Here is a 15,166-nt window from a genome sequence, read left to right as displayed (position 1 = left end):
TCAGTCGGTCTTGTTGTCGGCGGTCTTGGCCGGTTTCGGGTCGCGGTCGCCAGCCTTATCAGCAGGCCGCGGCGGAGCGAAGCTCAAAATCTCGTCGTCTGGATGCGGCTTCGAACCGTTGCAGTTGCAGTGGAAGATCAGCGCGCCGTCCGGCTTGCGCCACAGTATGACCCGTGTGTCCTCCGGCCGGCTTTCCAGATAGTCCTCGAAGGTGAATTCGTCGGTCAGCCGGGTGGACTGGAAGCTCCAGCCCATGTCGTGGCGGCGGCGCAGCTCGCGAAAATGCAGGCCGGGCTTGAACAATTGCCGGCCGCCAATGGTGAAATGCATGGCGCGGCGGTCCGAACGTTCACGCGAATCGCCGATCTCGTAGACATTGTTGCGGCCAAGTTCCGGGCCGAAATCGGTACAGATCAGCGCGTTGTAGGCGTCATTGTCGGTTGCCGCGATCAACGCGTCGAAGCGGCCGACATTGAGATTGTGATGGGCGTGTTCTGAGAGCGGTTCGCCGAAATGGGTGTCCAGGCCGGCCTGGCGGGCGTCGGTGAGATGGTTCCAGTTGGCGTCGGCGATGGTGACGGGAACCTCCATCGCCTTCAGCTTTTCGGCGAGCGCGGTCGCCCAGCGCGAACCGCCGACGATCAGGACGCCCGGCTTGCCCGACATGCGCAGGCCGAGAATGCGCGCGAGCGGGGCGAGCGAAAAGCCGTGCAGGAAGATCGTCGCCGTCACCACGGCGAATGTGAAGGCGACCATGCGTTCGCCGTCCGGCACCTGCGAGGCGGTCAGAAGCGCGCCGAACAGGCTGGCCACGGCGACGGCGACGATGCCGCGCGGCGCGATCCAGGCGGTAAGCAGCCGCTCCTGCCAGGTGAGGCCCGCCCCGACGGTGGATACGAAGATGGCCGCGGGCCGGACGACGAAGAGCAGGGCGACGACGAAGGCGACGGCGCGCCAGTCGAGCGCTTCGATCACGCGCCATTCCAGTGCCGCGGTGAGGATCACGAACAGGCCCGAGACGAGCAACACGGTGATCGTTTCCTTGAAGCGGCGCAATTCGGTGAGCGAGGCGAGGCGTGAGTTGGCCATGCGGATGCCCATGACCGTCACCGTCAGAAGGCCGGATTCCTCGAGGATCAGGTTCGACAGGGAGAAGAGCGCGAGCACCGAGGCGAACAGGACGGGGGCCTTGAGATATTCGGGCACATGCCCACGCACGAACGCCCAGACGAAAAACTGGCCGACCCCGACGCCGGCGACGACCGCGAAGGCGAAGGCGGCGACGATCTCGAGGAAGAGGTTGTCGGCACCGTGTCCGCCATGCAGGGCGAGAAAGATCTCCAGTGAAATCACGGCGAAGAGGGCGCCGATGGGATCGTTGACGATCGCTTCCCAGCGCAGCAGCGAGGCCGGCCGTGCGGTGAGTTTCGCCGAGCGCAGCAGCGGCATGATCACCGTCGGCCCGGTGACGACGAGCAGAGCGCCGAGGATGATCGCGACCGGCCATTCCAGGCCGCCGACATAGCGGCCGGCGAGCGCCGCGCCGATCCAGGTCAGCGGGCCACCCAGAATGACGATGCGGCGCACGGCCTTGGACGTCTCGCGGATCTCGCGGAAATTGAGTGTCAGCCCGCCCTCGAAGAGGATGATCGCGACGGCAAGGCCGATCGCCGGCTGGTAGACGTCGCCGAAATCGCGCGCCGGCACGATGAATCCGGTGACCGGGCCGGCGAGAAAGCCGGCCGCCAGAAGCAGCACGATCGCTGGAAGCCGAAGACGCCACGCCAGCCATTGGGCGGCAATGCCGGCTGCGGCGACGAAGGCCAGCTTGACCGCTATGTGTTCCATGACCGCGCGCCTCGATTGCCGTTCACACGGTCATATCGGCTTCGCGCCGCGTTCGGCAAGGCGCGCACGGGGTCCGTCCCAAGCTTGGGGCCGATCGTTCAGGTCTTGGCCAGATCGCGCAGCTTCTGCAGCGCGGTGTCGGTGTTCTCGCCCCAGGCGATGGTCTTGCGGAACCGTCCCTCGCTGTCGAGCAGCAGGATCGAGGCGGTGTGGTCCATCGTGTAGTCGCCGTCGTCGAGATCGACGCGCTTGAAATAGATGTTGAAGCCGCGTGCCATGTCGCGCACCGCATCCGGATCGCCGGTGATGCCGCGGACGCGATCGGTCACGTTGGAGATGTAGTCGCCGAGAATGTCGGGCGTGTCGCGTTCCGGATCGATGGACACGAAATAGGCCTTGATGTCTGCGCCGTCGTCGCCGAGTTCGCCAAACCAGCTGCTCAACTCGTAGAGCGTCGTCGGGCAGATTTCCGGGCAGTGGGTGAAGCCGAAGAACAGGACCGTGGGGTTGCCGCGGAACGCCTGTTCGCTGATCGGATCGCCATCCTGGTCGACCAGGTTGAAGGCGACGCCATAGGCCTCGCCTGCGTCCGTGGCGGACTGGCGGTAGATCTCGTAGCCAAGCCAGGCGCCTGTCGCGCCCAACACGACAATGAGGGCGGCGATGATCGTGCGCATTTCAAACCTCTTGAATGTTTCGGCTTCCATTTAGGCGCGCAGGGGCGAGATTTCATCCCGTCATTTCGGCGCGGCGGGCAGGGCTACCCGCACCAGGCGAGACCCGCCTGGAGAAGCGACCAGAAAAGCGTGTCGCCATGCAGCACCCAGCCGGCGAAACCGATGAGCCCGATCAGCGCGGTCATCAGGGCGCCCACGAGCAGCACGCGGCCCTCCGGCAGGGCCGCCGAAGACATCGAAGTCTGGTCGTTGATCGCCTTCTCGCTCATGTTTTCAGGTTATCCGATGCCGGTTCGGCTTCCAAGCGCAACAGTTTGCCGCGCATGGAGCTTGTGCGTTTGACATGCGTCAATGAGCGCAATTGCCGCCCGCATCAATCTGTCGCAGGTGGGAGCGGGAGGAGACATCATGGCGGACGACAACGAAGTGGCAGGCGCGGTCCGGCGGGCGCCGGGCATGCCGAAGGTCAACAGAATAGAATTGCGCGACCTCGCTGAGGTGCTGCGCAAGGGCCTGTCCGACTTCGCGTCGGCGCCGCTGTTCGGGCTGTTTTTCGGCGGGGTCTATGCGCTGGGCGGCATCGTCATCGCCCTGTCGCTGACCGTCTGGGACATTCCGTGGATGATCTACCCGGTGGCGATCGGCTTCCCGCTGATCGGCCCGTTCGTCGCGGTGGGGCTCTACGAAGTCAGCCGCAGGCTGCAGGCCGGCCAGCCCCTGAACTGGGGCGAGGTGCTGGGCGTGATCTGGCTGCAGCGGCAACGCGAACTGGCGTGGATGGCCTTCGTGATGCTGTTCGTCTTCTGGGTGTGGATGTACCAGGTACGCCTGCTCGTGGCGATCATCCTGGCGCGATCCTCCTTCTCGACGCTCGACCGGTTTCTGGACGTCATCTTCACCACGACCCAGGGCTGGATCTTCCTCGGGGTCGGCCATGTGGTGGGCGCGGTGCTTGCGATGGTGCTGTTCTCGATCACCGTCATCTCCATCCCGCTGCTTCTCGACCGCGAGGCCGATTTCGTCACGGCGATGATCACCAGCGTGAAGTCGGTCTCCACCAGCCCGATCCCGATGCTGGGATGGGGCTTGTTCGTCACGCTTGCGGTGATCGTCTCGTCGGTACCGGTATTTCTCGGTCTGGTTGTGACGCTGCCGGTGCTGGGGCATGCGACGTGGCATCTCTACAAGAAGGCTGTCGCGCCTGCATGAGCGGGCGGTAGCGTTCCGTCAGTCGCCGGACATGCTCGTCGATCTGGATGAGACAGCAGACCACCGGACAGCCGTCGATCGTCTGATGGCCCAGCAGTTCGCAGCCGAGGTCGAAGACGCGGGTGAGCTCGAAGATGCGCTGCTCCGTCACGGTGATGTAATGCGTGATGCCGTTGCGCCGAGCATATTCGAAATTGGCGAGTGACAGTTCCAGCGTCGCGAGACCGAGCCCCACCGGCAACCGGCCCCCGGCATTCCGGCGATCGACGCAGAAGCGGGACAGTTCCCAGATCGTCGGCGAACTGAAATGGAGGCCTTCCGGCACGAGGCCGTCGAAGGCGAGATCGAGCAGGGTGGTCTGCGTCGTCGGGATCAGTCTGATGCCGGCATTGACCGCGCCGGCCGCATCTACCGACAGCGCATAGGTGCAGGGCATCTCGTCCAGCGGGTCGCGCTCCTCGTCGCCATGCACGGGAACGTCCCAGCCGAGCTGGTCGTGGAATACCGTCTTGCGCAACCGAAAATAGGCCGAGACCTCGCGCGTGTATCGTGGACGGTCATGCGTCTCGACATGGATGATCATTGCAACCTCCGGTTACATCGAAGGCTGTCATATCTCAACTGGAGGAGGATTACAACTTATGCTCGTATCGACTGAATAGATTCAACTCTATGGCGCGGGCGATGGCGGCGGGCTTGTTGGCCACGTGCAACTTGCTCTTGGCGCTTTGCATGTGGGCGACGATCGTCCAGCGCGAGAGTTTCATCGTCTCGCCGATCTCCTTGTCGGTCTTGCCCTGCGCGCCCCAGTAGAGCACCTCGATCTCCCGGTCGCTGAGCGCGACCTTGGGCGGATCGTTCTTCAGGAAACGCTCGGTGACCGTCAGGGCGATGATATGGGCATGCTCGCGGAACTTGGCCATCAGGCCGGCCGCTTCGTCCGTCGCCCCGGTCACATCGACATCGGTTGCAAACGTCGTGACCGAGTGAATGCCCGGGGAGATGTGGATGGGGATGCCGACCGTGTAGAGGCCGATGTCGAACTCGATGGCGCCTTCGGCCATTTCCGTCAGGCCGGCATGTTCGGGATGGCGATGATCGAAGATGACGGCACCCACCGAATCCAGGCCTTTGACGATGACCGGATCGATATGGGCGTAGTTGCGTTCCGTATAGCGCTCCAGCCAATGCGCCGGGTAGGTGGTCACGATGATGTTGGAGGCAAGGCCGTTGCCCTCCAGCCGCGCCCAGAAGGAGATGTAGTTGCTCTGCGTCTGATCGCGCGCGATCTTCATCGCTTCGAGAATGGCCGGCGGAAAATCCGGATTGGAGGGCGCGATGACAAAGTCAGGCGCAACCAGTACGCGATACATTTGGCGGTAGGCCCCCCTTTGGCCGAAATTCGATCATCTTCGCATGCAGCGCATGCGGTCCCCATGATGAAGAATCTATGCAACTAATTGTAGGCCAATCTGTTTGCATATCACAACTGCCGAGTGGCCGGGCCGGCGTCGCTGCACCGAGAAGTGACAGGCCTGGCGCGCGATGGTTCAATCGCCAGTGCCGATGATCCGGGTGTGAGACAAGAGGGTATCTTGAGATATATCGCTGTCCTCAATCGTGATGCTTCCAGCCTGAAGACGGCCGACCTCGATGCGCTCGTCGAGCAGATCGAGACGCGCTTTGGCGAGGAAGGTCACACGATTTCCGTCACCTTGCACGAGGGCAAGGACCTGCCGGAGGCGCTCGGCGAAGCCGCGCGTTCCGCGGAAGCGGACGCGATCCTGGCCGGGGGCGGCGACGGCACGATCTCGCTGGCGGCCGGTATCGCACATGACGCGAAGAAGGCGCTCGCGATCCTGCCCGGCGGCAACATGAACCTGTTCGCCCGTTCGCTGGGCATTCCGCTCGACCTGGAAGCGGCCGTCGACGCGGTCGCGAGCGGAAAGCCGGCAAAGGCCGACATCGCGTTTGCCAATGACCGGCCGTTCATCCACGAATTCTCGCTCGGGCTGCGTCCGAAGATGATCGCGTTGCGGGACCGGCAGAGTTTCGGTTCGCGCATCGGCAAGCTGATGGGCAGCGTCGCTTCCCTGTGGCGCGTGCTGATGCGGCCGCCGCGGGTCAGGGTGTGGTTCGACGACGGGCATGGAAATGAGCGCCGGCTCGTGACGGCCGGCCTTGCGATCTCCAACAATCCCTTCGGCGAAGGGCACTTGCCCTATGCCGACCGCGTGGACGGGGGCGTGCTCGGCGTCTACCTGGCGCATACGGTGCGGCCGGCGGAACTGGCCGCGATCGCGGCACGGCTTTCGACCGGCGACTGGGCGGGCATGCCGCAGATGGAGCGCTTCACGACGACTCGCCTGCGGCTGACGCGGCGCGGGACGATCCGGGCCGCGATGGACGGCGAATTGGTGCACATGCACGGACCCGTCGAAATTCGCACGGCGCCGGGCGCGCTGACGGTGATCGCGCCGGACGAGGACCATGCCCGGCGCGGTCAGTGACCGTCAGTATTTGCTCGGAACGTAGAGTTCCCGCGGCAGCACGGCGCGCTCGTAGTCCGGATTGAAGACGCGGTCGGGCAGGGCGACATCCTCGCTCGGGACGTCCTCATAGGGGAACAGCGTCAGCAGGTGGTCGATGCAGTTCAGGCGCGCGCGCTTCTTGTCGTTGCCCTCGACAATGTACCAGGGCGCCTCGGGGATGTTAGTGCGGGCGAACATCTCCTCCTTGGCCTTGGTGTATTGCTCCCAGCGCACCCGCGACTGCAGGTCCATCGGCGACAGTTTCCACTGCTTGAGCGGATCGTGAATGCGCATGAGGAAGCGCAATTGCTGTTCCTCGTCGGTGATCGAGAACCAGTATTTCACCAGATGCACGCCGTCGCGCACCAGCATGCGCTCGAATTCCGGGACGTCATTGAAGAACTGCTGGACCTGGTCCTTGGAGGCGAAGCCCATGACGCGCTCGACGCCGGCGCGGTTGTACCAGGAGCGGTCGAAGAGAACGATCTCGCCGGCGGCCGGCAGATGCGGCACGTAGCGCTGGAAATACCACTGGGTCTTCTCGCGGTCGGAAGGGGCGGGCAGCGCGACGACGCGGACGACGCGCGGGTTGAGCCGCTGCGTGATGCGCTTGATGACGCCGCCCTTGCCGGCCGAATCGCGCCCCTCGAAGAGGACGACCACCCGCTGACCGGTGTGGATGACCCAATCCTGCAGCTTGATCAGTTCGGCCTGCAGGTTCAGGAGCCCGCGAAAGTAATCCTGCCGGGGGATCGTCGCGCCATGGGCGCGCTGGTAGATCTTCTTGATCTCCAGCGACAGCGCCGCGTCTTCCAGCTCGAGCTCGTAATCCTCGTCCAGCGTGTCGGCGAGTTCGGCCTCCAGCCAGTCGTTACCGTCCATCAGATTGGGCTCGTCTGCCATGGCTCAATTCTCCCTGCGTGTCGGACGGCTTGTTACGGTGCGACTCTTGACGTTTTTGTGACGGTTTTGGCGTTCAGCCGCGTGGCATCCACGGATAGTCGAATTCCTCCGGCGCCGGGGCGGTCGCATTGCTGCGCCTGATCTCGTCGACCGCGCGCAGCAGGGCCCGCACCCGGACCGGATTGACGCGGCCATTCTCGTCGATGCCGCTCGCAATGGGAATGTCGGGCGTCAGGGGCGTGTGGAAGGCTTCGTACCACTGGAGGCAGCGGAACGGCATCATCAGGCGCACGGGAAGGTTGGGCAGTTCGAAGTAGCCCTCGGGCCCCAGGCATTGCGAACGCACCGCATTGTCCAAGGTGCTGCCGATGATCGTCGCGTCGAATTCGATTTGCAGGACGCGCGCCATGGCAAGGGCGGCGCCGCCGGTGCGCTGGTCGATCAGGACCTGCATGGTCCTGTAGCGATGCGCCCAGGACCGATCGTATTCGCGATCCTGCGTCAGGTAGATGTCGCAATAGCCCTGCCGGATATCGAACGTGTCGCATGACTGCGCTTCTTCGGTCGCGGCGTCGGGGTCTTTCGGATGGAAGCCGGTACGCTCCTTCTTCAGACGCTCGTACCAGGCCGGCGCGTACCAGCTCAGCGACAGTTCGAAGGCGTCGAGGACGCTCTCCAGACCGGTCCAGTCGCGGCCGACATTGCCGGTGAGATCGACGATCAGATGGGCGCGATCGTTTTCCCGGATGTGGCCGACCCTCTCCCGCAGCATGCCGGTGTCCAGTTGCGAGCCGCCGAAGGTCGATATCATGAGATATTCGGCTTCAAGGGCGGCGTTCTCGGCGCGATAGGACCCGCGCAGCGCATCCGCGATCCGTCCGGTGGAGAAGAGCAGCGGGTCGGGCGAGATGAACCCCGACGCCAGCGCCTGCATGACCCGATTCATCTGGTCGGGCGGAACAGCCGCCAGCGAAACGGCAAACTCGTCTGCAAGTAGCTCGCAGCACGACCAACCCTCGATGTCCACGCCGGGCGGATGCCAGGTCGTGCCGGTCGTGTAGTGAAAGCGTTCGGGAAAGCCCATCAAGGCGCCGACGATCTTGACCAGGTCCGGCCTGGCGGCGGAGAGATCGTAGGTCATGTCGTTGACGCAGCCGTCGGCGACGCTGGCGCTGTAGAGCCAATGGTGGAGCTCGGCGGGCCTGCTGCCCTCGAAATCGTAGACTTCGCGCGAGGCCAGGGACCCCCTTCCAAGATAGGTCATTGCGTCCGGCCCGACGCTGAAGAACGGCGCGGCGACCGTCTTCTTTCGGGTATCGAGGATGTGTGCTGTCGGGATGTCGAGCCAGGTGTTGCCGTCGCAGACGAAGGAAGCGACCTGCTGGACGATGTAGAAGGCCTGGTAGAAGCTCAGCGTCTCTTCCGCGTCGTAGTAGCGGTCTTCGGCGTAAGCCTGGAAGTCGGTGTCAAGGACATATTCGTAGGCGTTCGGATGATGATCGGCGATCCTCTCGTAAACGAAGGCAACGTCCTCGGCGACCTGGTCGCTTGTATATTCCAGCGCGTCGAGATCGATCGCCTGTGCATGTACGGTCATGAAAAGACAGGCGGCAACACACGGAAATACTCGCATCGGGAGACGATCACCTGTCAGGAACGCAGTCTTACCATCTATCGCGTGTTCGGACCGAAATGGAAAGAGGCGGGCCGGAACCCGCCTCCTTCTCCTCCTCCGCAACGCCGGGTCAGGCGGCGCATGGGGCCAGTCTCGCCGTCAGGCGGCGAACTGGTTCATCGTGTTGTCCTTGCCGCCGGCCTTGAGGGCCGCTTCGCCGGCGAACCATTCCTTGTGGTCGTCGCCGATGTCGGAGCCGGCCATGTTCTGGTGCTTGACGCAGGCGATGCCCTGGCGGATTTCCTGGCGCTGGACGTTCTTGACGTAGCCGAGCATGCCCTGGTCGCCGAAATACTCCTTCGCCAGATTGTCCGTGGACAGCGCCGCCGTGTGATAGGTCGGCAGCGTGATCAGGTGGTGGAAGATGCCGGCCTCGCGGGCCGCGTCCGCCTGGAAGGTGCGGATGCGCTCGTCGGCCTCGGCCGCCAGTTCCGACCCGTCATATGCCGCGCTCATCAGCGTGCCGCGATCATAGGCGGAAACGTCGCGACCCTCGGCCTCCCAGGCATCATAGACCTGCTGGCGGAAGTTCAGCGTCCAGTTGAAGGACGGCGAGTTGTTGTAGACCAGCTTGGCGTTCGGGACGACCTCGCGGATGCGGTTCATCATGCCGCCGATCTGGCCGATATGCGGCTTCTCGGTCTCGATCCAGATCAGGTCCGCGCCGTTCTGCAGCGAGGTGATGCTATCGAGGACGCAGCGGTCCTCGCCGGTTCCCGAGCGGAACTGGAACAGGTTGGAGGGCAGGCGCTTCGGGCGCATCAGCTTGCCGTCGCGCTTGATGACGACGTCCGACGGGGCGAGATCGTCGGCGGTGATTTCCTCGCAATCGAGGAAGGCGTTGTACTGGTCGCCGAGGTCGCCCGGCTCACGCGAAAAGGCGATCTGCTTGGTCAGGCCCGCGCCGAGCGAATCCGTCCGGGTGACGATGACGCCGTCATCGACGCCGAGTTCCAGGAAGGCGTAGCGGCAGGCGCGGACCTTGGCGAGGAATTCCTCGTGCGGGACCGTGACCTTGCCGTCCTGGTGGCCGCACTGCTTTTCGTCTGAGACCTGGTTTTCGATCTGCAGCGCGCAGGCGCCGGCCTCGATCATCTTCTTGGCGAGCAGGTAGGTCGCCTCGGCATTGCCGAAGCCGGCATCGATGTCCGCGATGATCGGGACGATGTGGGTCTCGTGATTGTCGATCCTGTGCTGGATCTCGGCGGCCTTGTTCACGTCGCCGGCGTCGCGGGCGGCGTCGAGGTCGCGGAACAGGATGTTCAGTTCACGCGAATCGGCCTGGCGCAGGAAGGTGTAGAGCTCGCCGATCAGCGCCGGAACCGAGGTCTTCTCGTGCATGGACTGGTCCGGCAGCGGGCCGAATTCGGAGCGCAGCGCGGCGACCATCCAGCCGGAGAGATAGAGGTAGCGGCCCTTGGTCGTGCCGAAATGCTTCTTGATGGAGATCATCTTCTGCTGGCCGATGAAGCCGTGCCAGCAGCCGAGCGACTGGGTGTAGTTGGCCGGATCGGCGTCATAGGCCGCCATGTCGCGGCGCATGATCTTGGCCGTGTAGCGGGCGATGTCGAGGCCGGTCTTGAACTTGTTCTGGACGCGCATGCGGGCGACCGCCTCGGCGTCGATGGCGTTCCAGCTGTTGCCGCGGCCGGTGATCAGATCGCGGGCTTCCTGAATATCCTGCGTGTATGACATGTGGGCTTCCTCTCGTCGATTTGTAAAAATCTGTCACGCCGCAATGCAGCGAAGAGAGGGGAATGTCACGGAAATCCCGGAAATCTGGCTTTCAATTCGTGTCTAAATGTTGCGATGCGATGTCGCGGCCAGTAAATTTGTAAAAGATTGACAGGTTCAGGCTTTTCAGGCGGCCATGGCCTCGGCGCGGTCCTCGACGAATTCGCGCAGTTCCTCGAGATCGAAGCCGGCGCCGGCGGCACGGTCGAGAACGGTGTCCGCGCCCAGCCGCGCGGCGGCCGCCTGGGTCCACAGGATGGTGGAGCGGTTGCCGGAGCGGCAGTAGAACAGGACCGGCCCGGGCAGGGCGCGCAGCGCCTCGGTCTGGGCGTCGACCGGTTCGTCGTCGGTCACGTCATGGCTGGCGACGGGCAGGAAGCGATAGTCGAGGCCGTGGCGGCGGGCGATGGCTTCGGCCTCTGCGCTCGGCAACTGGTCGTCGGCTTCGCCGTCCGGCCGGTTGTTGACGACCGAGCGGATGCCGCGCGCGGCGATTTCCGCGAAATCGTCCTCGGTGAGCTGCGAGGCCACGAAGACGTTCTTTTCGAGCTGGGCTATCCGGGCCATGGGCCGCCTTTCCAAAACCGACACGCCCGGCGAAAGCCGGGCTCAGCATAATATGGGCGCTGGAAGCGCCGGTGGATAAGTCGGCAGGCCCTTTTTTCGGGCGCGGCGGGAAAAAGCTTTTCGCGAGATCGCCGATGCGTGGAACGTCGTTTCGCGGCCGCGCATTTGACGGGTTCCGGCGATTGGCCCATTAAGCGGCGTTTCCTGTCCGGACGACTGCCATGAAGCCCTTTCTGATCCTGCAATTGCGCCCCGAGGCGGAAGCCTCCGACGACGAGTTTCACGCCATCCTGCAAAAGGGCGGGCTGACCGAGGACCGCGTTCGCCGCATCCGGCTGGAGCGCGAGGAACTGCCGCCGCTCGATCCGGGTGACTATGCCGGCGTGATCGTCGGCGGCGGGCCGGGCTGCGTCTCCGACGCGCCGGAAGACAAGAGCCCGATGGAAAAGCACATCGAGGACGAGGTGATGAGCCTGATGCCGGCGATCACCGAGCGCGACATTCCGTTTCTCGGCTGCTGCTACGGCATCGGCATTCTGGCGCATCACCTGGGCGGCGCGGTTTCCAAGGAGCGCTTTGGCGAGCCTGTGTCCGTGGTTCGGGCGGAAGCGACCGAGGAGGGGCGGGCCGATCCGCTGCTGACCGGGATCGAGGGGCCGTTCGACGCTTTCGTCGGCCACAAGGAAGCGGTCCAGGCGCTGCCGGAGGGCTGCGTGCAGCTGGTCGCGGGCGACGCCTGTCCGTTCCAGATGATCCGCTACCGGGACAATGTCTATGCGACGCAGTTCCACCCCGAAGCCGATGGCGAGGTGTTCGCGCTGCGCATCCGCATCTATCGCGACAAGGGCTATTTCGATCCCGCCGACGCCGAGCACCTGACCGAGGCGGCGCGGCGCGGCAACCCGGAGGCGGGGGCGAGGATCCTGCGAAACTTCGTCACGCGCTACGGCTAGCCCGCGAGGCGGCCCGTTTGCTTGCGAGGGCCGGGAATTCGGGTTACGCCGGGGCTGCAGGCGGACAAACGGGGAAGAGCGATCGTGGCCAATCAATGGGGCAGGGACAGCGGCGGTCAATCGGGCGGGCCCGGCCGGCGCGTGATACTCGCTCTTGCCGTTTTCATCGCGATGGATATCGGCCTTGCCGGCGGATATCTGCTGTCGCGGCTGTTCGGCCCGAACGACAGCGCGACGATCGAGCGGCTGACGGGCGAGACTGCCCGGCTGGAAAACGAATTGAAGGCGGCCGAGGCCGAACTGTCGCAGGCGCAGGCCGCCGCGACGGCGCAGCAGGACGCCGACGAGACCGGGCTTCGCGAGACGATCGACCGCCAGGCCCGCGACCTGGACGCGCTCACCGAACAGCTCGCCACCGTCAGCGACGAGCGGCAAGCCGCCGTCACTGACGCCGAAGCGCAGGCCGACGCGGTCGCGGCCTTGCAGGACGAACTCGCAGCACTGCGCGACAGCGCGAGCGCCGGGCAGGGCGAACTGGCCGACGAACTGGCGCGGCTGCGCGACGGGGTCATTCCGGAACTGACCGACGAGCGGGACCGGCTGGCGCAGGAACTGGAAGCGGCGAACGGCCGGGCAGGCGAGCTGGAAGCGCAGGTCGCGGCGCTCGACGGCGCCAAGGCGGATGCCGAGGCGCGGATTTCGACGCTGGAAAGCGAGCTTGCCGCCGCGCGGCAGGCGCTGGCCGAGGCGCAGGCGCGGCCCGCCGAGACGGCGACGCAGCCCGAGCGGACCGAACCGGCGGCAGGCGAGACGACCGAACCCGCCGACGCCACAGCGCAGGCGGCGCGCGATCCGGCCGAGGTCGAGGCGGCCTTGCGCAACGCCCCCGGCCTCGCCACCTTGTCGCAAGCCGACAGGCAAAGGCTGAAGGACGCGCTCGTCGCCGGCGAGTGCGTGACGACCGCGCTGGAAGCCGTCTTTGCCGACGTGCCGATCCTGGCGCTGCGCAACCTGATCCGCGACCTGAACAGCGGCTGCTGACGAGAGGAGACCGACCCGTGAAAGCCTTCATCCTTCGCTTCGCCGCCGCTGCGCTGGCGCTTCTGGCAGCCGGTTCGGCCGGCGCGGCGGAATTCGAGCGCAACATCATGACCGGCGGCCCGACCGGCACCTATATCCAGATCGGCCGCGACATCGCCGGGCTGGGCGCGCAATGCGGGCTGACGCTTAACGTGGTGGAAAGCGCCGGCTCGCTCGAGAATTTCATCGGCGTGCGCAAGCGGCGCAACACGCAGTTCGGCATCGTGCAGAGCGACGTGCTGGAATATCTGAAGACCTTCGAGGCAGGCGACGCCGAGGTGCAGGACGCGGTGCGCGGCGTGCGCATCATGTTCCCGCTCTACAATGAAGAGGTGCATGTGCTGGCCAGCGCCGACATTGCCGGGGTGAAGGATCTCGCCGGCAAGAAGGTCGCGATCGGCGTGAAGGACAGCGGCACGTTCCTGACCGCCTCGCTGGTGCTCGACATCCTGCAGGTCAAGGCGGCCGAGCGGCTGCCGCTGAACCCCGACCAGGCGCTGCCGAAGCTTCTCGCCGGCGAGATCGACGCCTTCTTCTACGTCGCCGGCGCGCCGGCCTCGCTGTTCGCGAATGCCGAGATCGACGCCGAGCGGTTCCATCTCCTGCCGATCACCGAGGCGCCGCTGCTGGCGACCTATACCAAGGCGACGATTCCCGCTGGCACCTACGGGTTCCAGGCGGACGCGGTCGACCTCGTCGCGGTCAAGGCCGTGCTGATGACCTATGACTACGATCCCGACCGCAACGCCTATCACCGCGAGAGCTGCGACACGGTCTCGGATTTCTCCAGCCTGATCCTGTCGGGGCTCGGCACGCTGAAGGAGACCGGCCATCCGAAATGGAAGACCGTGGACCTGACCGCCCTGCCGCCGGGCTGGCAGGTGGGCACGTGCGTCAAGGCCGGCATGGCGCTGGACTACACGCCGCATTGCGTGTCGCAGCCAGAACCGGCCGACACGAGCGGCAACGACGAATATCTCGACCTCCTGAAGCGGCGGCTGCAGGAATAGGCGATCAAGGGCCGCTCGATGTTTGCCGACGGCCCCCTCGTTTCAAGACCGAGTTCCAGCCCCCTCATCCGGCACTTCGTGCCACCTTCTCCCACGGGGGGAGAAGGTAGCGCGTGGGATTGGCGCCGCGCCTCCATTTGCCAGACACTTCTCGATCGGCCGACCCGCCGGCCCACCAGCGAAAAAGCCACCCGCGGGGGAGCGGGCGGCCTTTTGACGGGAGGGAGGTTCGGAGGGGCAGGCTTATCGCTTGAAGGCGCGCTCCCAGACCGGGGCGGCGTTCGGGTGGGAAAAGACGCGGGCGCGTTCCGGGCCGACCGGGTGGATCGGGTCGATGACGATGGCGCGCGCGGCGGGGAAGGTCTTGGTCTGCATGGTCTTGTCTCCTCATGGATCAGTTTCGATGGGGCGACTATGCCGGCGGCCCGTTTCACCCGTGTTTCGGGGGGCAGGCGCGTGTGTTTCGATTGTTTCGGGACGGGGCGCGGGGCTGACGGCCCTGCCGGGACGGAGGCAAGCGCGCGCGCGATCGCGACCGCGCCTGCCGTCGCAAGCCGGTTCGAAACTCCCGTTTCGCCCTCTTGCTCTCACGAGGTGTCCGGCGGCCTGAGCGCCTGAAGCGCGAGGCCGTGGCATTCGGCGAGCACGTGGTCGACGGCGCGCGCGGCGCGCTTGTCGTGGCCGGGCGGGAGACCGGCGCGCAGCGGCGAGCGGCGTGCGGCCCGGGCCATCTGCGCGCGCCGCGCCTGCCGGCGGGCGAAGCGCCGTGCATGGCCGTCGAGATCGTCGAGCGCGCGCTTCAGCGCCTCGATGCGGCGGCAGAGCGCTCCGGCGCTGACCTCCTCGTCCGGGTCTGCCTGCGTGAAACCGGTGTCGGGAAAGGGGCGCCAGCCGTCCCAGCCCTTCGGGTCGAAGCGGCGCGGCGGATCGGTCAGGCGGAAGGCGGGCACGCGCGGTGTCGCGGCCGGCGGGACTTCGG

15 protein-coding genes and 1 pseudogene are annotated in these 15,166 nt (G+C 65.4%); 5 read left to right on the top strand and 11 right to left on the bottom strand.

Annotation, left to right across the window (positions count from 1 at the left end; genetic code table 11):
• The 3 genes from MRY80_RS04245 to MRY80_RS04235 form a co-directional block, all read right to left on the bottom strand.
• Entirely contained in the window at positions 1-1,848 is a 1,848-nt protein-coding gene (locus tag MRY80_RS04245; protein WP_293288397.1) for a sodium:proton antiporter, read from the bottom strand.
• A gap of 98 nt (positions 1,849-1,946) precedes the next feature.
• Positions 1,947-2,525, bottom strand: a complete 579-nt coding sequence (locus MRY80_RS04240) for an SCO family protein (RefSeq protein ID WP_293288395.1) — start codon at positions 2,523-2,525, stop codon at positions 1,947-1,949.
• An 83-nt stretch (positions 2,526-2,608) separates the two neighbouring features.
• Complete coding sequence (locus tag MRY80_RS04235; RefSeq protein WP_293288393.1) at positions 2,609-2,794, bottom strand: hypothetical protein; 186 nt, start codon at positions 2,792-2,794, stop codon at positions 2,609-2,611.
• 82 nt (positions 2,795-2,876) lie between these two features.
• Between MRY80_RS04235 and MRY80_RS04230 the strand changes: the two genes are divergently transcribed.
• Entirely contained in the window at positions 2,877-3,734 is an 858-nt protein-coding gene (locus tag MRY80_RS04230) for a DUF2189 domain-containing protein (RefSeq protein ID WP_346433378.1), read from the top strand.
• On the opposite strand, the gene MRY80_RS04225 is transcribed toward MRY80_RS04230, so the two are convergent.
• Together MRY80_RS04225 and MRY80_RS04220 are read right to left on the bottom strand one after the other, a co-directional pair.
• Entirely contained in the window at positions 3,619-4,317 is a 699-nt protein-coding gene (locus MRY80_RS04225; RefSeq protein ID WP_293288391.1) for an acyl-homoserine-lactone synthase, read from the bottom strand. The genes MRY80_RS04230 and MRY80_RS04225 overlap by 116 nt on opposite strands.
• 49 nt (positions 4,318-4,366) lie before the next feature.
• Positions 4,367-5,107 (bottom strand): LuxR C-terminal-related transcriptional regulator, encoded by a 741-nt coding sequence (locus MRY80_RS04220; protein WP_293288389.1) that lies wholly within the window; start codon positions 5,105-5,107, stop codon positions 4,367-4,369.
• A gap of 222 nt (positions 5,108-5,329) precedes the next feature.
• Here MRY80_RS04220 and MRY80_RS04215 point away from each other — a divergent pair, with 222 nt between their 5' ends.
• Positions 5,330-6,244, top strand: coding sequence for a diacylglycerol kinase family protein (locus MRY80_RS04215; protein WP_293288387.1), 915 nt, complete (start codon positions 5,330-5,332; stop codon positions 6,242-6,244).
• A gap of 3 nt (positions 6,245-6,247) precedes the next feature.
• Here MRY80_RS04215 and ppk2 read toward each other — a convergent pair whose 3' ends face one another.
• From ppk2 to MRY80_RS04195, 4 genes are all read right to left on the bottom strand, one after another.
• Positions 6,248-7,168, bottom strand: a complete 921-nt coding sequence (gene ppk2 / locus MRY80_RS04210) for a polyphosphate kinase 2 (RefSeq protein WP_293288385.1) — start codon at positions 7,166-7,168, stop codon at positions 6,248-6,250.
• Positions 7,169-7,241: 73 nt separating this feature from the next.
• Positions 7,242-8,765: a hypothetical protein gene (locus MRY80_RS04205; protein ID WP_293288383.1), complete on the bottom strand. Its 1,524-nt coding sequence runs from the start codon at positions 8,763-8,765 to the stop codon at positions 7,242-7,244.
• 177 nt (positions 8,766-8,942) lie between these two features.
• A complete protein-coding gene (locus MRY80_RS04200; RefSeq protein WP_293288381.1) occupies positions 8,943-10,538 on the bottom strand; it encodes an isocitrate lyase in 1,596 nt (531 codons plus the stop codon).
• A 165-nt stretch (positions 10,539-10,703) separates the two neighbouring features.
• On the bottom strand, positions 10,704-11,144 hold the full coding sequence (locus MRY80_RS04195; RefSeq protein ID WP_293288379.1) for a TIGR01244 family sulfur transferase: 441 nt from the start codon (positions 11,142-11,144) through the stop codon (positions 10,704-10,706).
• Between the two features lie 221 nt (positions 11,145-11,365).
• Here MRY80_RS04195 and MRY80_RS04190 point away from each other — a divergent pair, with 221 nt between their 5' ends.
• The 3 genes from MRY80_RS04190 (at position 11,366) to MRY80_RS04180 (ending at position 14,187) form a co-directional block, all read left to right on the top strand.
• Positions 11,366-12,097, top strand: a complete 732-nt coding sequence (locus MRY80_RS04190) for a glutamine amidotransferase (RefSeq protein ID WP_293288377.1) — start codon at positions 11,366-11,368, stop codon at positions 12,095-12,097.
• Between the two features lie 84 nt (positions 12,098-12,181).
• Entirely contained in the window at positions 12,182-13,138 is a 957-nt protein-coding gene (locus MRY80_RS04185) for a hypothetical protein (RefSeq protein ID WP_293288375.1), read from the top strand.
• A gap of 17 nt (positions 13,139-13,155) precedes the next feature.
• Positions 13,156-14,187 carry a TAXI family TRAP transporter solute-binding subunit gene (locus MRY80_RS04180; RefSeq protein WP_293288373.1) on the top strand — a complete coding sequence of 344 codons (1,032 nt, stop codon included), beginning with the start codon at positions 13,156-13,158 and terminating at the stop codon, positions 14,185-14,187.
• Between the two features lie 243 nt (positions 14,188-14,430).
• Here the strand turns inward: MRY80_RS04180 and MRY80_RS04175 are convergent, their stop codons facing one another.
• Both MRY80_RS04175 and MRY80_RS04170 read right to left on the bottom strand, forming a co-directional pair.
• The gene (locus MRY80_RS04175) at positions 14,431-14,562 is read right to left on the bottom strand and encodes a hypothetical protein (RefSeq protein WP_293288371.1); all 132 of its coding nucleotides are present in this window, start codon (positions 14,560-14,562) and stop codon (positions 14,431-14,433) included.
• Positions 14,563-14,774: 212 nt separating this feature from the next.
• Positions 14,775-15,166 (bottom strand): annotated as a pseudogene (locus MRY80_RS04170) (hypothetical protein); the annotation flags it as partial.

The sequence above is a fragment of the Oricola sp. genome (assembly GCF_022763245.1).
Classification (GTDB): Bacteria; Pseudomonadota; Alphaproteobacteria; order Rhizobiales; family Rhizobiaceae; genus Oricola.
The sequence above is the reverse complement of the archived record's forward strand: the minus strand, read 5'-3'. Positions and strand labels throughout refer to the sequence as shown.